The sequence below is a fragment of the Streptomyces corynorhini genome, from assembly GCF_003346515.1.
In the GTDB taxonomy this organism is placed as follows: Bacteria; Actinomycetota; Actinomycetes; order Streptomycetales; family Streptomycetaceae; genus Streptomyces; species Streptomyces corynorhini.
This window is the reverse complement of the sequence record NZ_QQNA01000097.1, coordinates 25,813-47,070: the sequence shown is the minus strand read 5'-3', so window position 1 is coordinate 47,070 and position 21,258 is coordinate 25,813. Positions and strand designations below refer to the sequence as shown.

Sequence of the window (21,258 nt, the reverse complement as noted above, 5' to 3'; positions counted from 1 at the left end):
ACGCGCGGGTGCCGTGCGGGCAGGGTCCGCACGTACGGGTGCCGCGTGGGCGGGGTCCGCACGTACGGGCTCCGCGTGGGCGGGGTCCGCGCGTACGAGGACCGGGCCACCCTACCCGCGAGGGGGCCCGGTCCTCGTATGAACCGACGGGTGGACGGACAGGTGCGACGGGCGCCACACTCGCACCGGCCCGGGTGAGGTCTGGCGGCCCGGGTGGGGCTTACCGGCCCGGGTGACGTCTACCCCATGCTCTTGGCGCCGTCGAGTGACTCGCGGATGATGTCGGCGTGGCCCGCGTGCTGAGCGGTCTCGGAAACGATGTGCAGCAGCACCTGGCGTGCCGACCACCGTGCGCCGGGTTCGGTCCACGGGGACTTCGGCAGCAATCGCGTGGCGTCCAGGTCGGGGATGGTGGCCACCAGTTCGTCGGTACGGCGGGCCGCTGCCGCGTAGTCGGCCAGCACACCGGCCAGCGTCTCCCCGGGCAGCAACCGGAACCCCTCGGCCCGGCGCGCCCAGTCCGCGTCGGTCATCGCGGTGAAGTCCGGCATGCCCGAAGGGCCGTTCAGGATGAAGTCCGCCCAGGCCCGTTCGACCTCCGTGACGTGCTTGACCAGGCCGCCCAGGCACAGCTCGCTGGCGGTGGTCCGCCGACGGGCCGCGTCGTCGGTGAGGTCACGGGTCGTGAAGCGCAGCAGGTGCCGCTGCTTGGCCAGTGCCGCGAGCCAGTCGGCGCGCTCACCCGTGACGGGCGGACGTGCGCCCGGGTCGCGGTCGGTGAGGTCGCGGTCGCCCGGGGAGTGGTCGCCCGGGGAGTGGTCGGTGAGGTCGCGGTCGGTCATGGTCTCGGCCCTTCGGTGTTCCCGTTCCGGCTGTCTTCTACCAGCAGCACGCTAGAGACCAACTAGGCCAGTCCGTGTCCTAGCCAGGCCCTGTCCTGAGCACCGCTCACCGCTCAGCGCACCGGCACCCGCACCCGCGTCGCCACCCACACCCCCGCCAGCGCCACCACCGCCATCGGCAGGAAAACCGCCACGAAGGCCGCCGGATGCGAGCCCGTCGCCGCGTCGGCGGCCGTGGCGTGGGCGCCCACCGCGCCGCCGCCGAGGGCCGCGAAGGCCGCGCCGCCCGCCGCCAGCAGGAGGACGTTGGACAGACCGTCCGAGATCTGCAGCGCGGCCGAGTTGGCGCCCGCCTCCTCCGGCGCCGACAGCTTGAGCAGCAGCACGCTCGTCGAGGCGATCACCGCGCCCATGCCGAGGCAGCCGACGCCCCAGCCCGCCGCCAGGACCCAGACGGGGACCGCCTCGATCAGCACGCTGGGCGCCACGGCGATGGCCAGGGCCACCAGCACCATGCCGCCCGCCATCAGCCGCTCGCGGTACGGCTCCAGACGCGGCCTGGACTGTACGTACGAGCCCAGCGCCCACGCCGCCCCGCCCAGCGCCAGCGAGAGCCCGGCCATCGTCGGCGACAGTCCGCGCTGGGTGACCAGCATCAGCGGTACGAAGCTCTCGGCGGAGACGAACGCCCCGGCCGCGACGCCGCGCAGCAGCACCACCGACGGCAGCCCGCGCGCCGCCCGCCACGTGCCGACGGGCAGCAGCCCGAGGACGGCGGGGACGAGGAAGGCGACCCCGGCCGCCGCCGGGACGAGCGAGAACCAGCGCAGTTCCTGGCCCGCGTACTGGAGCAGCGCGGCGCCCAGCGAGATGGCGAACGCGAGCCTGATCCGGCGCCGGTCGAAGGCGGGGGCGGGCGCCGACGGGTCGGCGGGTCCCGCCGCCCGCGCCCGGATCGCGGGCAGCGCGAGCGCCAGCGGCGGGACGACCAGCACGGGGATGCCGATGAACACCCAGCGCCAGCCGAGGTGCTCGGTCACGGTCCCGGAGGCGAGCGGTCCGACCACGGAGGGGATCACCCAGCTCGCGGCGAACGCGGCCATGATCGCGGGCCGCAGCCGCTCCGGGTACGCACGGCTGACGACCACGTACAGCGCGACGATGACCAGCCCGCCGCCGACGCCCTGGACGGCGCGGCCGAGGATGAACAGCCACATCGTGGAGGCCGTCCCGGACAGCAGCAGCCCGGCACCGAACGCGCCGATCCCCGTCGCGAGCGGCGCGAGTGGCCCGGAGCGGTCGGCCCACTGGCCGGAGAACACCATCGCGAAGAGGCTGGTGGTGAAGTACGCGGAGAACGCGAACGCGTACAGCGGAATCCCGTTCAGCTCCCGCGCCGCCACCGGCATCGCCGTCCCCACGGCGGTCGCCTCGAACGCGATCAGCAGGACCACGGAGACGATCCCGACGCTGAGCGCCCGGTGCTCGGGCCCCAGAACCCCGCCCGCACGCGGCAGCGACGACGCGGCGGAGCCGGTCCCCGGCGGGGCGGAGACGGCGGAGGCGGCAAGGTCAGGTGGGGCGGTGGTGTCGCCTGGGTCGGGGACGGTCATGGCCCCAGCGTAAGGGGCGTATCCCCCGGTGAGCCCTGTCGCGCGGTGTATCCGTCCTGGTCCCTTGGGCGTACGACCGCGGCTTCCACGCGTGCCCCCCGTCCACGGCCCGCGCACACCCCGCCCATGCCCCGTCCGTGCCCCGTCCGTGAACGGCGTATGGCAGTCGCGTTGCACGGGTCCTGGCACCCTTGAGCCAGGCGCCCGGGGCGCCTACCTTCGAGAGGGCAAGGAGAACAGATCAGGACACGGCCGTGTGCCCGAGTGGTTCAGGGACTCGCCTGCAAAGCGAGTTACGCGGGTTCGATTCCCGCCACGGCCTCCAAACATCACCCGCCCCAACCGCCCCGCCGCGCGCCCGAGCGGTCCAGGAACTCACCTGCACGGCACCCATCAGCAGGCTCCGCCCGCGGAGAGTTACGCGGGTTCGATTCCCGCCACGGCCTCCAAACATCACCCGCCCCAGCACCCCCACCCCGCGCCCGAGCGGTTCAGGAACTCACCTGCACGGCATCCATCAGCAGGCTCCGCCCGCGGAGAGTTACGCGGGCCCGACCCCCGCCACCGCCACCGTCGCGGAAAGACAGTGAGAGCGGTCGCTCCCCTCCGGGGAGCGGCCGCTCTCGCGTTCACGGCGCCGCCACCGCCGCCTGTGGGCGGATCGGGAGGCGGCTGATCGGGCGGCCCGTCGCGGCGCGTACCGCCGAGGCCACCGCCGCCGGGGAGGTGACCACCGGGGCGGCGCTGGCCGGTTTGGCGCCGAAGGGGGCCACCACGTCGCGCTCCTCGACCAGCTTGACGATGCGGATGTCCGGCGCGTCGAGCGAGGTCGGCAGGGCGTAGCCGGTGAGGTCGGGGCGGCGCACGACGCCCCGGTTGGTGCGCAGGTTCTCGGTGAGGGCCGTGCCGATGCCCTGGGTGACGCCGGCCTCGATACGGGTGGCGAGCTGGGCCGGGTTGAGCACCCGGCCGACGTCCTGGGCCACGGCCATCTCCACGACGCGGATCGAGCCGAGTTCGATGTCGACGTCGACGACCGCGCGGATCGCGCAGAAGGCCATGCCCACGAAGGCGTCGCCCTGGCCGGAGGCGTCGAGGGGCTCGGTGGGGTGCGGGCGGCACTGGGCGGTGGCCCAGAGTTCCTTGCCGTCCATCGCCTCGGTGACCGTGGTGGAGAGCACCCCGTCGTACGAGGTGATCTTGCCGTCGGTGATCTGGAGCAGCTCGGTGGACATGCCGAACTTGTGCGCCAGCGGCTGGAGGAGCTGGGTGCGGACCATCTTGGCCGCCCGTTCGACCGCGCCGCCGGAGACCCAGGTGTGGCGCCCGTGGGCGGCCGGTCCCGCCGGGGGCTGGTCGGTGTCGACGGAGGCGACGTGGACCTCTTCGATGCCGAGCGTCTCCTGCACGATCTGGCGGGCGAGGGTGGCGAAGCCCTGGCCCGTCTCGACGGCCGCGCAGATGACCGTGGCCACTCCGTCGTGGACCTTGACGGTGGCGGTGGAGACCTCGTCCGCGCCCTCGGCGCCGAGCATGTGGACCATGCCCAGCGCGTAGCCGACGCCGCGCCGTACCGCGCCCGGCTCGCCCGCGCCCTCCGGGCCGCCGGGCAGCAGCCAGGCCGCCTCCGGGGTGTCCTTGGGGAGCGGGGGCAGCGGGTACTCCCGTACGGCGGTGAGCAGTTCGGCGACCGGCGCCGGGCAGGTCACGGTCTGGCCGGTGGGCAGGATGTCGCCGGTGGCGAGGGCGTTGCGGAGCCGGAGTTCGGCCGGGTCCACGCCGAGCTTGGCGGCGAGCTTGTCCATCTGGCCCTCGTAGGCGGCGCACACCTGCATCGCGCCCTCGCCGCGCACATGGCCGGAGGGCGGGTTGTTGGTGCGGACGGCCCAGCCCTCGATGAACGCGTGCGGGACGACGTAGGGGCCGCAGGCGAAGGCGATGGCCGCCGCCAGGGACTCGGAGGAGGCGTCGGCGTACGCGCCCGCGTCCAGCAGGATCTGGGCCTCGACCTTGACGAGGCGGCCCTCGGCGTCCGCGTGGTGGCGGTAGCGCAGCAGGGTGGGGTGGCGGTGGGCGTGGCCGAGGAAGGACTCCTCGCGGGAGGCGGCGAGTTTGACCGGGCAGCCGGTGCGCAGGGCGAGCAGGCCCAGCGGGATCTGGAAGCCGGGGTCCTCGCGGTCGCCGGTGGCGCCGGGGACGCCGGTGACGACGACCTTGACCATCTCGGGGGCGAGCCCGAAGCAGGCGGCGGCCAGATCGCGGTCGGTGTGCGGGTCGGTGGAGGCGGTGTAGATCTCGACGCCGCCGTCCGGTCGCGGCACGGCGAGGCCCGCCTCGGCGCCGATGGGCGCCGGGTCCTGGCGGCCGATGCGGTAGAGCCCCTCGACGACGACCTCGCCGGTGATCGCGGGGTCGCCGTAGCGCAGCGGGATGTGGCGGATCAGATTGCCGTCGGGGTGCAGCGGTTCGGCGGCGAACGCCTTCTCCGGGTCGGTGACCGGTTCGAGCACCTCGTACTCGACGGCGATGGCGGCGGCGGCGAGCCGGGCCGTGTCGGGGTGGTCGGCGGCGACGGCGGCGATGGCCTCGCCGTGGTGGCGTACGACGTCGGCGGCGAAGACGGGCCGGTCGGCGACCCGCCTGCCGTACGCCGAGTCGCCGGGGACGTCCTCGTGGGTGACGACGGCCCGTACGCCGGGCATTTCGGCGGCGGCGGCCGTGTCGATGGAGACGATGCGGGCGTGCGGGTGCGGGGCGCGCAGGATGGCGGCCCACAGCAGTCCCTCGGCCCACAGGTCGGCGGCGTACGGGAAGGTGCCCTCGGTCTTCGCGCGCGCGTCGGCCGGGGGGAGGGACGCACCGAGGCCGTGCGCGGGCGGCTCCTGCTGCGGGCCGTCGAGCGTCGGGGCCCCGGTGGCCGCGTCGTTGCTCACGCCATGCCTCCGTCGGGCGAGTGCGGGGTGTGCTGCTGGTTCGGCGAGTGCTGCTGGTTCGGGAGGTGCTGGCGGCCGCGGCCCGGGGCGGGCCGGGGGTGCGCGCCGCCGTTGCCCGGCGGCGCCTGGTGCGGTACGCGGGCCTCTTCGGAGGCCGCGGCGGCGGCCTCCGCGCTCGCCCTGCGTTCGGCGACGACCTCGTCGACCGCGTCGAGCACGCCCCGGTAGCCGGAGCAGCGGCAGAGGTTGCCGCACAGCGCCTGGCGGGTCTCCAGCTCGCTGGGGGCGTGATTGCCCTCCAGCAGGTCGTGGACGGTCATGGCCATGCCGGGTACGCAGAAGCCGCACTGCACCGCGCCGCACCTGGCCAGCGCCCGCTGGACGTCGGAGGGTTCGCCGTCGGCGGCCAGCCCTTCGACCGTACGGACCTCGGAGCCGGCGGCCGTGGCGGCGGGGACGAGGCAGGAGGCGACGAGCCGGCCGTCGACCTGGACGTTGCAGGCGCCGCACTCGCCCTGCGAGCAGCCGTCCTTGGCGCCCGCGAGGCCGAGGCGTTCGCGCAGCACGTACAGGAGCGACTCGCCGATCCACGCGTCGGTGACGGGCCGGTCGGCGCCGTTGACGCGCAGGACGTAGGAGCCCGCGGGGTGTTCGGCGCTGTCGTTGCTGCTGGTGAGGGGCGCGGGCTCGGCGAAGGGCGCGGGCTCGGCGAAAGGCGCGGGCTCGGCGAAAGCCGCGGGCTCGGCGGCCGGTTCGGGTTCGGGGAGGGGGTCGGACCCGGGTGCGGCACCGGCCGGGTCGGACCCGGGTGCGGCACCGGCCGGATCCTCCGGCGCGGCGTCGTCGTGGACCGCCAGCTCGTGGACGGCGGCGGTCTCGTGGACCTCGGCCGGTTCGTGCGTGACCGCGGTGGACTCGTGGACGGCCGCGGGCTCCAGAGGCTCCGCGGTGGCCTCCTGCGGCCCGCCGGGCTCGCCCGGCGCCGGGGCGGTCTCCTCCGGGACCCAGGGCGCCGTGGCGCCGCCGGGCAGCGTCGCGGCGGGCGGGCCGCTCTCCCAGGAGGACGTCAGCATCGAGGTGCTGAACTCGCCCGACTCGTCGGGGAGATCGCCCTGCGCGACGGGGATGGTCCACTGGCCGGACGGCTCGGAACCGGCGACGCCTTCGGCCGCGGTTCCTTCGCCGGTCGCCGCGGCGGCCTCCGGCACGATGTCGCTGAAGTTCCAGTGGCTCGTGCCCTGCGGGGCGTAGCCGCCGGGGCCGTAGCCGCCGTGCCCGTACCCGCCCTGGCCGTAGCCGGATCCGTCGTGTCCCACGGCGCTCTGCTGCGGCTCGGGCCACTGCGTGCCGTCCGCTCCCGCGACCGGCTGCGCGGCCCAGCCGCCGGGCACGGACGGGTCGCCCGCCGCCGGGTCCCGCTGCGTCAGCGGGTCGATGCTCGGCGGTACGTAACCGTGCCCCGGAGCGGCCAGCGGCGCGTCCAGGGCGTCTTCCGGGGGCAGGTGTACGAACGCGGTCGACTCGCCGTCGTACTCACCGCCCTGCGGCACCGGCTGCCAGCCGCCCGGACCTCCGGGGGTCCCGGAGCCGGAACCGGGGTTCTCATTGGTGGTCACGACAACGCCCTCCCCAGTGCCCGTCGGGCCAGCGCGGCGACCGTACGCCGCAGATGCAGTATGGCGGGCGACGGCGGTGATGCCTCTCCCCCGTCGGCCGGTGGCGCCTGATCCGGGATGCAGGCCGCCGCGACGTACTCGCCGAAGGCGGCGAGCGCCTCCTGCGCGAGCCCCCGCGCGCCGTCCCAGTCGATCAGCGAGGCGATCCAGCGCTCCGCCTCCAGCGGGCGCAGCGGCATCGGCGCGATCGCGCCGACCGCGCAGCGCACGCCGCGCCGTTGCGGGTCGAGGACGACGGCGACGGAGGCGGTGGCGCGGCCGGGGCCGGTGCGGCCGGTCGCCTTGAGGAAGACCTGGGGCGCGTGCAGCAGCGGCACGCGCACGAAACCGATCAGCTCGGCGGGCGCGAGCATCTCCCGGCCCGCGAGCAGATGCGAAACAGGAATTTCACGTCGGGCGCCGTCAGGACCCGCGACGACGAGGTCCGCTTCGAGCGCGGCGAGCACGGGCAGCGCGTCGCCGGTCGGGGCGGCGCTGGCGATGTTGCCGCCGAGCGTGCCCGCGTTGCGGATCTGCGGCGGGCCCGCCGCGCGCGCCGAGGCGGCGAGCGCGGGGATCAGGGCCGCGAAGTCGGGCCTGCCCATGCGCGCGTGGGTGAGACCGGCGCCGAGCAGCGCGTGGCCGTCCTGATAGTGCCAGCCGCGCAGCTCGCTGATCCGGCCGAGGCCGACGAGTCCCGCGGGCCGCAGCTGGCCTTTGTTGACGGCCGCCATCAGATCGGTTCCCCCCGCGACGGGCACGGCGGCGGGCATCGCGGTGAGCGCCGCCACGGCCTCGTCGAGCGAGGCCGGCAACGTCACGAACTGCGCCGTTTGCGGTGCGTGCGTGGTCAACCCAGCTGCCCCTTTCCGGTGTCCCGGTCTCCCGCCTGTGTTGCCGTACCGTACGTGCTCACAGTCGGGACGTGGCAACTCTGGCACATCTTCCGGACCTGCCGACGCGAGGGTCCACGAAGGGCGCATCCGTCCCCGGCCAGGAGGAAGGTCCGCTTTCGCGCCTCTTCGGCGTCACATGCGAAATGCCGATCTTCTACGGCTCTTGGGTGACTTGTCCGCATGCACCGGCCGCGTTCACACGGTCGGGTCACCCGACCGGTGGCGTCCCCTCCCGCGGGCGTCCCAGCACTCCGGGGCGGCGCTGCCAGGGCAACGGGCCACCGGGCGGCCGGTATTCGACCCCGAGGGCGTCCAGCCGCCGGTAGTGCTCGGCCATCCGCTGTTCGAAGTCGGCGAAATCACGTTCCCCGGGGGCGGGGAGGGCCGACCACGCGACCTCGGCGAAGGCGGCGAGCCGGGGGAAGACCTGGTAGTCGACGCGGGAACGGTCCTGCATCACCTCGGTCCATACGTTGGCCTGGGTACCGAGGACATGGGCCGCCTCCTCCGGGGTGAGCTGCGGGGGTACGGGCTCGAAACGGTAGATGTCCTCCAGGGTGCGCACGTAGCCGATGGGCATCGGTTCGTCGTCGCCGGGTGCCTGACGGTGGTCCAGGTACACCTGCTGTTCCGGGCACATGACGACGTCGTGGCCCGCCTTCGCGGCGGCGATCCCGCCCGCGTACCCGCGCCAGGACGAGACGGCGGCGCCCGGGGACAGGCCGGTGCCCGCCGTGCCGCCCTCGACCGCGCCGCTCTCCGCCGCGCCGTCCACCAGGTTGATGCCCTCCAGGATCTCGTCCCAGCCGATCAGGCGCCGGCCGCGCGCGGCGAGCCACCGGTCGAAGTGGCGGATGAACCACGCCTGGAGCGCGTCCTCGTCGGCCAGCCCCAGCTCCTCGATCCGCGCCTGGGCGGCCGGGGAGGCGCGCCACTGGTCCTTGGGGCACTCGTCGCCGCCGACGTGGATGAACGGCGAGGTCGCGGCGGGGAAGACGTCGAGGACCTCCTCGAACACGTCCTCGTAGAAGCGCAGGACGTGTGCGGTGGGGGCGAGTACGTGGGGGCTGACGCCCCAGCTGTCCCAGACGGTGACGCCGCCGCCGGTGCCGAACGTGCCGTCCGTGCCGCCCGTGCCGTCCGCGCCGTCCGTGCCGTCCGCGTCGGGCACGTCGGCGTTCCCCAGCTCCGGGTACGCGGCGATGGCGGCCTGGGAGTGCCCGGGGATCTCGATCTCGGGCACGACGGTGATGTGCCGTTCGGCGGCGTACGCGACGATCTCGCGGAGATCCGCCTTGGTGTAGTAGCCGCCGTGGGGCTTCTCCTCCCACAGCTCGGAGGCGCGGTGCCCCCACCGGGTTCGGGCCCGCCAGGCACCGATTTCGGTCAGCTTCGGGTGGCTCTCGATCTCGATCCGCCAGCCCTGGTCATCGGTGAGATGGAAGTGGAAGACGTTCAGCTTGTGGGCGGCGAGCAGGTCGAGCTGGCGCAGCACGCCGTCCTTGGGCGTGAAGTGCCGGGACACGTCGAGCATGAGCCCCCGCCAGGCGAACCGGGGCGCGTCCTCGATGACCCCGGTCGGTACGGACCACTGCCGCCCGGCCCCGGTGGGCGCGGCGCGGAAGGCGTCGGCGCCGAGCAGTTGGCGCAGGGTCTGCGCGCCCCAGAAGACCCCGGCGGCGGAGCCGCCCGCGACGCGGACCTCGGCGTCGTCGACGGTGATCCGGTAGCCCTCGGGCCCCAGTTCGCGCCCGGCGGCCGGGTCGATCTCCAGGACGACGAGGTTGTCGGCGGTGGCGCCGGAGGCGTCCGGGAACGGCAGCCCGGTCGCGGCGCCCACGTACGTACGCCACCACCGCGCGACGCCCTCCGTGCCGGTCCCGGCCTCGACGGCGGTCTCGGCGTCGAGCGGGAACGCGGCTCCGGTGGCGCCGCCGCGCGGCGCGGGCCAGGAGCGCAGGGGTTCGGGGATCAGGTCCATGTCGTCCGTCCTTAGTCCTTGACGGCGCCGCCCAGCCCGGAGACCAGGCGGCGCTGTACGAGTACGAAGAAGACCAGCACCGGTACGGTCATCACGGTGGAGGCGGCCATGATCCCGCCCCAGTCGTTCTCGTCCGGTTTGAAGAAGACCAGCAGCGCCATGGGCAGGGTCGACTGCGAGGTGTCGCTGATGATGAAGGACTTGGCGAAGAGGAAGTCGTTCCATGTCGAGATGAACGAGAAGACGCTCGTCGCGACGAGCCCGGGGAAGACCAGCGGGAAGAGGATCTGCCACAGGAAGCGGGTGCGGCTCGCCCCGTCGATGTACGCGGCCTCCTCCAGCGCCTCGGGGACCGCCTTGACGAATCCCCGCAGCATCCAGATGGCGAAGGGCAGCGAGAAGGCCAGATGCGGCAGGATCAGTGAGCCGAGCGTGTTGAGCAGCCCGGCGTCCCGCATCAGGAAGAACAGCGGAATGGTCAGCGCCTCGACCGGCACCATCTGCGCGACCAGGAACATGATCAGCAGGGTGGTGCGGAACCGGAAGCGGAACCGGGTCACGGCGGTCGCCGCGAGAAAGGCGATGAGCGCGGAGGCGAGTACGACCGTGACCGCGACCAGCAGGCTGTTGAGGAAGTAGCGGCCGAATTCGTGCTGTTCGAAGACCCGGCGGAACGAGTCCAGGGACGGCGAGAGCGTCCAGGGCCGCGGCGAGGTGGACTGGATCTCGCCGGACGGTTTCACCGCGGACAGCACCATCCAGTACAGCGGGAACGCCACGATCACGGCGATGACGAGGGCGGACGCCTCGGCCAGCAGCCGCCAGGGACGGCGAATACCGAGCAGGTTCACAGTTCTTCTCCCCGGCGTCGGACGATACGCAGGTATACGAGCGTGACCGCCAGCAGAATCAGCAGCATGACGACGCCGATCGCCGAGCCGAGGCTGTACTGCGAGGACGCGAACGCCTTCTGATAGGCGTAGACATTCAGCACGAGATTCTGTCCCGCGATTCCACCGCCATTGGTCATCACATAGATCTGGGTGAAGACCTTGAAGTCCCAGATGACCGACTGAATGGTGACGACGGCCAGGATCGGCCGGAGCATCGGCGCGGTGACCGAGCGCCAGGTCCGCCACTGCGAGGCGCCGTCGAGCGAGGCGGCCTCCAGCACTTCGGAGGGGATCGCCCTGATGCCCGCGTACACGGTCACCATCACGAACGGGAACGAGCACCAGACCACTTCGAGCAGGACCAGCGTGAAGGCGCTGTAGCGGCCGTACGTCCACGAGAAGTCGCCCAGGCCGAGCAGCCGGTTGACGGGGCCGTGGTCGGGGTCGAAGAGGAAGACCCAGACCGTGGAGCCGGTGATCGCCGGGGTGGCCCAGGCGCCGAGCGCGGCGAGCATCAGCGCGAGGCGCGGCAGCGCCCGTACCCGGGTCAGCAGGACGGCGAGCGCGCAGCCCGCCGCCAGGGTGGTGACGACGCACGCGGCGGCGAACAGCACGGTGGCGAGCAGCACCTGCCAGAACTCGCCGTCGCCGAAGAGCGTGGCGTAGTTGCCCAGCCCCTTGAACGTGGTGGGCTGTCCGCCGCTGACCTGGGCCTGGGTGTACTCCAGGAAGGAGATCAGGCCGAGTTGGTAGATCGGGTAGACGAGCAGCCCGCCGAGGACGACGAGCGCGGGCGCGAGGTAGAGCCAGGGCGTCCAGCCGCCCGCGCCCACGCGCCGGGTACGGCGCTCGCGAGCGGGCGCGCGCACGGGCGTACGCGGGCGCAGGGCGCTGCCCGGCGCGGTGTCGGCGGACACCGTGTCGTTCGTCATGGCGGTCAGCCCGCCGAGGAGAACGCCGCGTCCATCTTCCGGGCCGCGTCGTCCGAGGCGGCGGCGACGCCCTTACGGCCGCTGACGATCTCCTGGAACATCGTCGGCAGCACCAGCGAGGCGTCGATCTGCGCCCAGCCGGCCGACGCGGGGACGAACTTGGCGCCCGCGCCGAGGGTCTTCACGAAGGGGGCGACGAACGGCTGCTTCTCGGCCGAGGCGGCCCGTACGTCGGTGTACGTGGGCAGGAAGCCCATCGCGTCGAAGAGTTCGGCCTGGGTCTTCTTGCCGGTGAGGGACTTCATCAGCTCGACGGCGAGGGTGCGGTGCGAACTGCTCTTGAGGACGCCGATGTTGTTGCCTCCCGCGAACGCGGGGGCGATCGAGCCCGCCGCGACGCCGGGCAGCGGCACGACGGCGTACTTGCCCTTCACCGCGCCCTCCTCGACCGCGCTGTGGCTGAAATCGCCTCCGATGGCCATGGCGGCCTTGCCGGACGCGAAGGCCGTGACGGTCGCGTTGCCTCCCATGGAGGCGCACTTGGCGGCCGGACAGTTGTCGTCGCCGAAGAGCGAGGTGTACGCCTCGATGCCCTTGCGGGCGGCCGGGCTGTTGACGGCGGCCTTGAACGTACCGCCGCTCTCCTCGGCGAGTTCGCCGCCGTTGGCCCACAGGAAGGGCATCGCGCCGTAGGTGTAGGCGCCGCCCACCGCGAGCCCGTACAGCCCCGGCTTCGCGCGGTGGATCTTCTTGGCCGTGGAGATCAGCGCGGCCTGCGAGGTGGGGACGGGCAGCCCGAGTTCCTTGAGGACGTCGGTGCGGTAGTAGAGCGCGCGTACGCCGACGAAGAGCGGCGCTCCGTAGATCCCGCCGCCGACCGTCACGGACTGCCGGGCCGTGGGGTCGGTGTCCTCGGCCTCGCCCCAGGCGTCGAACTCGGCCTTGATGTCGGCGAGTCCGCCGTCCTTCACGTACCCGGCGGTGTCGGTGTTGCCGTACTCGATGAGGTCGGGGGCGCTCTTGGGGTCGTTGAAGGCGGCCTTGACGCGCTGGGCGCGGGTCTCGACGGGGATGTACTCGATCTCGACCTTCGCGTCCGTGTGCTTCTCCCGGAAGGCGGCCACGGCGGCGTCGACGACGCGCTCCTTGGGCTTGTTGCCGACCTCCTGGAAGAGCCAGACACGCAGGGTGCCGCTCTTCTCGTCCTTGGTCGCGCCGGTGTCGGAGGTCTGCGGGGCGCAGCCGGTGACGGTGAGTCCGGCGAGCACGAGCGCCGCGAGGGGCGCGATCAGGCGGGCAGAGAGCTTCATCCGGGATCCCTACGAGTCGGCGTTGCAACGTACGCAACGAGCGTTTCGTGCTGCACAACTGGCAGGAGGGTACGCACGGCCGGAACGTGCCCACAAGTGGTCTCGACCAATGAGCCACCGGCACACGCGAACGGCCCCCGGAGCGCGCCGTGCTCACGCGTTCCGGGGGCCGCCTCGTGACGGAGGCGCGGTCGGCTACTTCTTGCCGCCGTCCTTGCCGCCCTTGCCCTTGTCCTTGTCCCCACCGGGACCCATGGACTCGTAGATCTCCTTGCACATCGGACAGACCGGATACTTCTTGGGGTCGCGCCCCGGTACCCAGACCTTCCCGCACAGTGCCACCACGGGAGTGCCCTCAAGGGCACTCGCCATGATCTTGTCCTTCTGGACATAGTGGGCGAAGCGCTCGTGGTCGCCGTCGCCACGCGACACCTGTGGTGTCGGCTCCACGAGGGTGCCCGTGCCTGCCCCGCGATCGGGCTCAAGAGTGCTCATGGGAGCCAAGGGTACCCACGCCGGGCGGTTCACGGCGGCCCGGGTCCATGCACTCCGGAGCCGAGTGCTCACGCATCGCGCCGACACGCCGGGGGCGTGGGCGGCACCATCAGGCCAATCCCTCAGTTGAGGGAGGGATCGTCCGGATATGTGGCGAACATGGCCAGCTCGCCCCGCTGTCTGCGCAGCACCGCCCGCCACAGCCCCTCGGGGCGCGGCGACGAGACGTCGCCCGGCTCCGAGTCCACGACGTACCAGGCGCCTTCGCGCAGCTCGTTCTCCAGCTGGCCGGGGCCCCATCCCGCGTATCCGGCGAAGACCCGCAGCGAGCCGAGCGCCCGCGCCAGCAGCTCGGGCGGGGCGTCCAGGTCGACCAGCCCGATCGCCCCGTACACCCGGCGCCAGCCCAACGGGCCCTCCGCGCCGGGGATGACGCCGAGCGCCAGCGCCGAGTCCAGCGAGACGGGCCCGCCCTGGAAGACCACGCCGGGCTCGCCCGCCAGCTCCCCCCAGGGCTCCAGGATGTCCCCGACGCCCACCGGGGTGGGCCTGTTGAGGACCACGCCGAGGGAACCCTCCTTGTCGTGGTCGAGCAGGAGGACCACCGCGCGGTCGAAATTCGGATCCGCCAGGGCGGGTGTCGCGACAAGCAACCGCCCTGTGAGCGAGGACACCTCGGTCATGCGACACATGATCCCGCATCTTCGCCCTCCGTGGGGCGCGCCCGGCACAGTGGGCGTGAACCCGCTGCGGAGCGCGGGGTGACGGAGGGGCGCGCGCGGGCGGACGAAACTCGCCCGGTGACCCTCCGCGAGGGCTCCCCCACATTGCGTGGCGCCGCCTCTACCGTTACATGTCCATTACGTGTCCCATCCGCCCCGGGCCTTACGGGACAGGGGTTGTCGCCCCTTACCCTTTTCCTTGACCACCTGCCCGCCCACTCCGGAACGCGAGATTCATGACCGCCACAGACGATGTAATGCTTGTCCACGGTGGAACCCCGCTGGAGGGCGAGATCCGCGTCCGAGGCGCGAAGAACCTGGTTCCGAAGGCCATGGTCGCGGCCCTGCTCGGCAGCGGCCCGAGCCGGCTGCGCAACGTGCCGGACATCCGCGACGTGCGGGTCGTACGGGGACTGCTCCAGCTGCACGGCGTGACCGTGCGCCCCGGCGACGAACCGGGCGAGCTGATCCTCGACCCGACCCACGTCGAGAGCGCCAACGTCGCCGACATCGACGCCCACGCCGGCTCGTCGCGCATCCCGATCCTCTTCTGCGGCCCGCTGCTGCACCGGCTCGGCCACGCGTTCATCCCCGGTCTGGGCGGCTGCGACATCGGCGGCAGGCCGATCGACTTCCACTTCGACGTGCTGCGCCAGTTCGGCGCCACGATCGAGAAGCGGGCCGACGGCCAGTACCTGGAAGCCCCGCAGCGGCTGCGCGGCACCAAGATCCGGCTGCCGTACCCGTCGGTGGGCTCGACCGAGCAGGTGCTGCTGACGGCCGTGCTGGCCGAGGGCGTCACCGAGCTGTCGAACGCCGCCGTGGAGCCGGAGATCGAGGATCTGATCTGCGTCCTCCAGAAGATGGGCGCGATGATCTCGATGGACACCGACCGGACGATCCGGATCACCGGGGTCGACCGGCTGGACGGCTACACGCACCGGGCGCTGCCGGACCGGCTGGAGGCCGCCTCCTGGGCGTCCGCCGCGCTGGCCACCGAGGGCAACATCTACGTCCGGGGCGCCCAGCAGCGGTCGATGATGACGTTCCTGAACACCTACCGCAAGGTGGGCGGCGCCTTCGAGATCGACGACGAGGGCATCCGCTTCTGGCATCCGGGCGGCTCGCTCAACGCGATCGCGCTGGAGACGGACGTGCACCCCGGTTTCCAGACCGACTGGCAGCAGCCGCTGGTGGTGGCCCTGACACAGGCGTCGGGGCTGTCCATCGTCCACGAGACGGTGTACGAGTCGCGGCTCGGCTTCACCTCCGCGCTCAACCAGATGGGCGCGCACATCCAGCTCTACCGGGAGTGCCTGGGCGGCTCGGACTGCCGCTTCGGGCAGCGCAACTTCCTGCACTCCGCCGTGGTGTCGGGCCCCACCAAGCTCCAGGGCGCGGATCTGGTCATCCCCGACCTGCGCGGCGGCTTCTCGTACCTGATCGCGGCGCTGGCCGCGCAGGGCACCTCGCGGGTGCACGGCATCGATCTGATCAACCGCGGCTACGAGAACTTCCTCGACAAGCTGGTCGAGCTGGGCGCCAAGGTGGAGCTGCCCGGCCCCTCGGTCGCCTGACCGGACCCGCACAGCGCGCGCACGCCGAACGGCCCTCTGACGGCTTCTGACGGCCGAACACAGCAGGGGCGGCCGTCCGGATCGGACGGCCGCCCCTGCGTGTGGCCCAGCGTCGTTCACCGGCGCTGTCGGACCATGGGTGCTACTTGCCCTTGGCGGCTTCCTTGAGCTTGGAGCCCGCGGAGACCTTCACGCTGTAGCCCGCCGGGATCTGGATCGGGTCGCCGGTCTGCGGGTTACGAGCGGTGCGAGCGGCACGGTGGGTGCGCTCGAAGGTCAGGAAGCCGGGGATGGTGACCTTCTCGTCGCCCTTGGCGACGACCTCACCGACCGTCTCGGCGAGAGCGGCCAGCACAGCGTCGGCGTCCTTGCGGGTCACCTCGGCGCGGTCGGCCAGGGCGGCCACCAGCTCACTGCGGTTCATGTTGTTACTCCCGTGTTCTTCTTGCCTGTAGGCGTGAGATCGAAGCCGATGCTGCCAGGGCCCTCGGACAGTCCCCGGACCCGGGTCTGCTGCCAGACCCTCGCGCCCGAATACGCATCCTGCCCCCACCAGCGGCGGGAAAGCCAATCCGGCACCCTCCGGAGCCACACGAAAAGCACCTCTGCCTCGTCGTCGTGACGTTCCGTCGACTCTGTGGAGACTCCTTGGAGCCTGGAGCGCGTTGCGAAAGTCCCGTCTGGCAGAGCCTAAAGGGGTGCGTGGGGCCCGGCGAATCGCGACGCGCCGGGCACCGGGCGGACGTGAGATGTACCGCAGTGGTGGGTAGCGTGACCGTGATCACGCGCTTCACCTGCGCGGTGCGCCCATCCGGGTGGACGGGACACACCGTCGGCCGCCCGGCGCGCCTGCCCTCAGGCGAGGGCCACGCCGTCCGCTCTGGCGGCCTCGTTGACCGCCCCGGCCACCGCGCCCGCGACCTTGTCGTTGAAGACCGACGGGACGATGTAGTTCGCGTTCAGCTCGTCCTCGCCGACCACGTTCGCGAGGGCGGTGGCGGCGGCCAGCATCATGTCCGTGTTGACCGTACGGGACTGGGCGTCCAGCAGGCCGCGGAAGACGCCGGGGAAGACCAGCACGTTGTTGATCTGGTTGGGGAAGTCGGAGCGGCCCGTGGCCACCACGGCGGCCGTCTCGCGCGCGATCGTCGGGTCGACCTCCGGGTCGGGGTTGGCCAGCGCGAAGACGATGGCTCCCTCCGCCATGGCCGCCACGTCGGCGCCGTCCAGCACGTTGGGGGCCGAGACGCCGATGAACACGTCGGCGCCGCGCACGGCCTCCTTGAGCGTGCCCGTGACGCCCTCGGGGTTGGTGTTGTCGGCGATCCAGCGCAGCGGCGAGTCGGGGGCGGCGGCCACCAGGTCCTCACGGTCCGCGTGCACCACGCCGTGGATGTCGGCGACCACGGCGTGCTTGACGCCCGCCGCGATGAGCAGCTTCAGGATCGCCGTACCGGCGGCGCCCGCGCCGGACATGACCACCCGTACGTCGCCGATGCCCTTGCCGACCACGCGCAGCGCGTTGGTCAGCGCGGCGAGGACGACGATCGCGGTGCCGTGCTGGTCGTCGTGGAAGACCGGGATGTCCAGCGCCTCGCGCAGCCGCGCCTCGATCTCGAAGCAGCGGGGCGCGGAGATGTCCTCCAGGTTGATCCCCGCGAAGCCGGGCGCGATCGCCTTGACGATCGCGACGATCTCGTCGGAGTTCTGCGTGTCCAGGCAGATCGGCCAGGCGTCGATGCCGGCGAACCGCTTGAACAGGGCCGCCTTGCCCTCCATCACGGGCAGCGCGGCCTTGGGGCCGATGTTGCCCAGGCCGAGCACGGCGGAGCCGTCGGTGACGACCGCCACCGAGTTGCGCTTGATGGTGAGCCTGCGGGCGTCCTCGGGGTTCTCCGCGATCGCCATGCAGACCCGCGCCACACCCGGGGTGTAGATCATGGAAAGATCGTCACGGTTGCGGATGGGGTGCTTGGACTGCATCTCGATCTTGCCGCCGAGGTGCATGAGGAACGTACGGTCGGAGACCTTGCCGAGGGTCACGCCCTCGATCCCCCGCAGTTGTTCCACGATCTCGTCGGCGTGCCCGGTGGAGCTGGCGGCGATGGTCACATCGATCCGCAGCTTCTCGTGGCCGGAGGCGGTCACGTCCAGGCCGGTCACCGAGCCGCCGGAGGATTCCACGGCCGTGGTCAGCTGGGAGACCGCGGTACCGCTCGCGGGGACCTCCAGCCTGACTGTCATCGAGTACGAGACGCTGGGCGCCGTTGCCATGACCGTGTTCCCTCTTCTTTCCCTACCTCATTGCCGCCCCGTCCGGCCCAGCGGACCGGAGAGACCTTCAGATGGTCGCACCTACCGACTGGTAACAGGTAAAGACCTTTATCTACGGAACCCGTCGTCCATGATGCGAGACGAAAACAGGCCCCCGCCACTCAGTGGCGGGGGCCTGCTCGGCGCGTCGGACACGCCTGCGTGACTACGTGAGGTGGCACCGACCCGCCATGCTCGCCTCGCGGCAAGTGGTCGCTCGAAGCGACGAAGGTTGGGCCCGGGGGCTTGGATCGAGTCGGTGCCACCCCCAGGTTAACAAACCACCCCGGTAAGTGATTCCCTCCATACGAGTTGACTCGGGGTCAATCTCGCTCATTCCGAACACGCGTTTGGGCGAGATGTGCGGCGGGGACGCCGACCGGCCCCGCCGAGCGCCCGTCGCGGGCCCCTCGCGGGCCCCTCGCAGGCCCGTCGCAGGCCCGTCCCGGGCCCCAGCAGGTCCTCAGCAGGCCCGCCAACGGCCCGCGGCTCAGTCGCGGAGCAGGTCGGGCACGCCGTCCGCGTCCGGCTCGTCCCGGGCCGCCGAGACCACCGTGAGCTGCTGCGTCGCCCTCGTCAGCGCCACGTACAGCACCCGCAGGCCCGCCGGGGACTCGTCCGCGATGTCCGCGGGGGAGACCACGACCGTCGCGTCGTACTCCAGGCCCTTGGCCTCAAGGCTGCCCAGCGCGACCACCCGTTCGCCGAGCCCGGCCAGCCAGCGCGCCGCCTGCTGGCGCCGGTGCATGGCGACGACGACGCCCACGGTGCCGTCCACCCGCTCCAGCAGCCGCCGCGCCTCCTCCCGTACGGACGCGGCCAGATCGCCGTCGCGCACGACGCTGAAGCGCGGGCGTACGCCGGTGGAGCGCACCGCTCGCGGGGACTCCATGCCGGGCATGGCCAGCGCCAGCACCTTGGCCGCCAGTTCGGCGATCTCGGCCGGGTTGCGGTAGTTCACCGTCAGGGTGAAGCGGCGGCGCGGGCGGGCGCCCAGCGCCTCGTCGCGGGCCTCGGCTGCCTCGTCCGGGTCGGACCACGAGGACTGCGCGGCGTCGCCGACCACCGTCCAGGTGGCCTGCCGGCCGCGGCGGCCGACCATCCGCCACTGCATCGGGGTCAGGTCCTGCGCCTCGTCCACGATGACGTGCGCGTACTCCGTACGCTCCGCCGCCAGCCGCTCGGCCCGCTCGCGCTGCGACTCCTCGCGCTGCGGCATCAGCTCCTCCAGCCCGGTGAGCTGGTCCAGCGGGTCGAGGTCGCGCCGCTTGCGCGGGCGCGGCGGGGCGCCCAGCAGCGTCTCCAGCTCGTCCAGGAGCGCCACGTCGTGCACGGAGAGCGGGCCCGTGCCGTCCGGGCCGAGCCGCCGCAGCGAGCGGGCCAGCCGTCTGCTCTCGCCCTGGTTGAGCACCCGGCGCGTCCAGCGGCCCAGCCGCCGTTCGTCGGCCATCGCGGCGAGCACACCGCGCGGCGTCAGCTCGGGCCACCAGGCGTCCAGGAACTCCACGAAGGCGTCCTCGGAGGTCAGGTCGTCGTCGAAGCCGCCGCGCAGTTCGGCGGCCAGCTCCGCGTCTCCCTTGGAGAGGTACTCCCCCGCCCGCGACGCGGCACCGGACTTGGCCCACAGGGCGTCGAGCAGCAGCCGTCTCGCCCGGGGTCTGAGCAGGTTGACCGGGGCGGTACCGCTGAGCACGGACTGCCGGATCCGGTGCAGTTCCTCGGCCTCCAGCTCCAGCCGTCGGCCGAAGGCGACGACGCGGAGCCGGTCGGTCCGTACGGCCGCGGTGGCGCCGTCGGCGCCTGCCCCGGTCGTGGTCCCTGGTCCGACCCCGATCCCGGTCGCGGTCCCTGCTCCGGCCTCGGTCTCGATCTCGGTCTCGATCTCGCCGAAGGCGAGCTGACCCGAGCCGTCCTGTCCCGCGCCGCCGCGCCGCCCGCCCCGGCTCCGGCCGCGGCGGCCTCCCGCGCCCGTGGCTTCCGCGGCCCCTTCCAGGGCGCCTCTCGCCGCGTGGCGCAGCACCTTGACCATCCGGGCGGAGCCCTTGACGCGCGCCGCGGCCGGTTCGTCGTACGCGGTGGCCTCGGCGCCGTCCACCAGCGATCCGACCGCGCGGATCGCCACCTGCCCCTCCTCGCCCAGCGAGGGCAGCACGCCTTCGGTGTACGCGACGAGCAGCGGCGTCGGGGAGACGATGAGGATGCCGCCCGCGTAGCGCCGCCGGTCCTGGTAGAGGAGATAGGCGGCGCGGTGCAGCGCGACGGCCGTCTTGCCGGTGCCGGGGCCGCCCGCGACCTCGGTGACGGAGGCGGCGGGGGCCCTGATGACCAGGTCCTGTTCGGCCTGGATGGAGGAGACGATGTCCCGCATGGTGTGGCTGCGGGCCTGGCCGAGCGCGGCCATCAGCGCGCCGTCGCCGATGACGGCGAGCGGCTCGCCGTCCAGCGAGGCGGTCAGCTCGGGGCGCATCAGGTCGTCCTCGACGCCGAGGACCTTGCGGCCCTTGGAGCGCACGACCCGGCGCCGTACGACCCGCCCGGGGTCCACCGGGGTGGAGCGGTAGAACGGCGCGGCGGCGGGCGCGCGCCAGTCGATGACCAGCGGCGAGTAGTCGGAGTCCAGGACGCCGATCCGGCCGATGTGCAGCGTCTCGGCGATCTCGGCGGCGCGGTCGGCCCGGATGGCGTCGTCGGCCGGTTCGACCGAGGTGTAGGCGCCGTCCGGGCCTTTCTTGCCGTCCTTGCCGCGCAGCAGGTCGATCCGGCCGAAGAGGAAGTCCTCGAACTCGTTGTTGAGCCGATTGAGGTGGATACCGGCCCGGAAGACCTGCGCGTCCCGCTCCGCGAGGGCTCCCGGGGTGCCGACCTGTCCCCGTTTGGCGGCGTCGTTCATCAGGAACTCCGCCTCGTGGATCTTCTCCTCGAGGCGGCGGTACACCTGGTCCAGATGGTGCTGTTCGACACCGATCTCACGGTCGCGTACGGAGTCGTGCCCCGTGTCGCGCACGGGATCGACGGCGGGTCCAGCCGATTGAACAGCGGCATCCTGCGCGGCCACCGAGGCCCCCTTCATGACGTGCGTTGGGCAGCCGTCAACCG

15 protein-coding genes and 1 tRNA gene are annotated in these 21,258 nt (G+C 72.6%); 2 read left to right on the top strand and 14 right to left on the bottom strand.

Annotated features, from left to right (window positions below; all coding sequences use genetic code 11):
• Positions 1–239: 239 nt before the first annotated feature.
• Together DVH02_RS13835 and DVH02_RS13830 are read right to left on the bottom strand one after the other, a co-directional pair.
• The gene (locus DVH02_RS13835) at positions 240–842 is read right to left on the bottom strand and encodes a DinB family protein (protein WP_114624102.1); all 603 of its coding nucleotides are present in this window, start codon (positions 840–842) and stop codon (positions 240–242) included.
• A gap of 113 nt (positions 843–955) precedes the next feature.
• On the bottom strand, positions 956–2,455 hold the full coding sequence (locus DVH02_RS13830; protein WP_114624101.1) for an MFS transporter: 1,500 nt from the start codon (positions 2,453–2,455) through the stop codon (positions 956–958).
• Positions 2,456–2,705: 250 nt separating this feature from the next.
• On the opposite strand from DVH02_RS13830, the gene DVH02_RS13825 reads away from it, so the two are divergent.
• Positions 2,706–2,780: transfer RNA gene (locus tag DVH02_RS13825), tRNA-Cys, on the top strand.
• Positions 2,781–3,084: 304 nt separating this feature from the next.
• On the opposite strand, the gene DVH02_RS13820 is transcribed toward DVH02_RS13825, so the two are convergent.
• From DVH02_RS13820 to DVH02_RS13780, 9 genes are all read right to left on the bottom strand, one after another.
• A complete protein-coding gene (locus tag DVH02_RS13820; protein WP_114624100.1) occupies positions 3,085–5,388 on the bottom strand; it encodes a xanthine dehydrogenase family protein molybdopterin-binding subunit in 2,304 nt (767 codons plus the stop codon).
• Entirely contained in the window at positions 5,385–7,004 is a 1,620-nt protein-coding gene (locus DVH02_RS13815; protein WP_114624099.1) for a (2Fe-2S)-binding protein, read from the bottom strand. Before DVH02_RS13815 ends, DVH02_RS13820 begins: the two co-directional genes overlap by 4 nt.
• Positions 7,001–7,897, bottom strand: a complete 897-nt coding sequence (locus tag DVH02_RS13810; protein WP_114624098.1) for an FAD binding domain-containing protein — start codon at positions 7,895–7,897, stop codon at positions 7,001–7,003. Before DVH02_RS13810 ends, DVH02_RS13815 begins: the two co-directional genes overlap by 4 nt.
• Positions 7,898–8,147: 250 nt before the next feature.
• Positions 8,148–9,920: a beta-N-acetylhexosaminidase gene (locus DVH02_RS13805; RefSeq protein ID WP_114624097.1), complete on the bottom strand. Its 1,773-nt coding sequence runs from the start codon at positions 9,918–9,920 to the stop codon at positions 8,148–8,150.
• An 11-nt stretch (positions 9,921–9,931) separates the two neighbouring features.
• Positions 9,932–10,765, bottom strand: coding sequence for a carbohydrate ABC transporter permease (locus DVH02_RS13800; protein WP_114624111.1), 834 nt, complete (start codon positions 10,763–10,765; stop codon positions 9,932–9,934).
• A gap of 2 nt (positions 10,766–10,767) precedes the next feature.
• Complete coding sequence (locus DVH02_RS13795) at positions 10,768–11,745, bottom strand: carbohydrate ABC transporter permease (RefSeq protein ID WP_114624096.1); 978 nt, start codon at positions 11,743–11,745, stop codon at positions 10,768–10,770.
• Between the two features lie 5 nt (positions 11,746–11,750).
• Positions 11,751–13,055: an extracellular solute-binding protein gene (locus DVH02_RS13790; RefSeq protein WP_114624095.1), complete on the bottom strand. Its 1,305-nt coding sequence runs from the start codon at positions 13,053–13,055 to the stop codon at positions 11,751–11,753.
• Between the two features lie 195 nt (positions 13,056–13,250).
• On the bottom strand, positions 13,251–13,550 hold the full coding sequence (locus DVH02_RS13785; RefSeq protein WP_114624094.1) for a DUF3039 domain-containing protein: 300 nt from the start codon (positions 13,548–13,550) through the stop codon (positions 13,251–13,253).
• 122 nt (positions 13,551–13,672) lie between these two features.
• Positions 13,673–14,233, bottom strand: a complete 561-nt coding sequence (locus DVH02_RS13780; RefSeq protein ID WP_114624093.1) for a YqgE/AlgH family protein — start codon at positions 14,231–14,233, stop codon at positions 13,673–13,675.
• A 275-nt stretch (positions 14,234–14,508) separates the two neighbouring features.
• On the opposite strand from DVH02_RS13780, the gene murA reads away from it, so the two are divergent.
• Positions 14,509–15,849, top strand: a complete 1,341-nt coding sequence (murA, locus tag DVH02_RS13775) for a UDP-N-acetylglucosamine 1-carboxyvinyltransferase (RefSeq protein ID WP_114624092.1) — start codon at positions 14,509–14,511, stop codon at positions 15,847–15,849.
• 142 nt (positions 15,850–15,991) lie between these two features.
• On the opposite strand, the gene DVH02_RS13770 is transcribed toward murA, so the two are convergent.
• The 3 genes from DVH02_RS13770 to DVH02_RS13760 all read right to left on the bottom strand — a co-directional run bounded on the left by DVH02_RS13770 (position 15,992) and on the right by DVH02_RS13760 (position 21,217).
• Positions 15,992–16,273: an HU family DNA-binding protein gene (locus DVH02_RS13770; protein ID WP_004571953.1), complete on the bottom strand. Its 282-nt coding sequence runs from the start codon at positions 16,271–16,273 to the stop codon at positions 15,992–15,994.
• A 431-nt stretch (positions 16,274–16,704) separates the two neighbouring features.
• Entirely contained in the window at positions 16,705–18,123 is a 1,419-nt protein-coding gene (locus DVH02_RS13765) for an NAD-dependent malic enzyme (protein ID WP_114624091.1), read from the bottom strand.
• Positions 18,124–18,652: 529 nt separating this feature from the next.
• Complete coding sequence (locus tag DVH02_RS13760) at positions 18,653–21,217, bottom strand: HelD family protein (RefSeq protein ID WP_407697622.1); 2,565 nt, start codon at positions 21,215–21,217, stop codon at positions 18,653–18,655.
• Between the last annotated feature and the right edge of the window lie 41 nt (positions 21,218–21,258).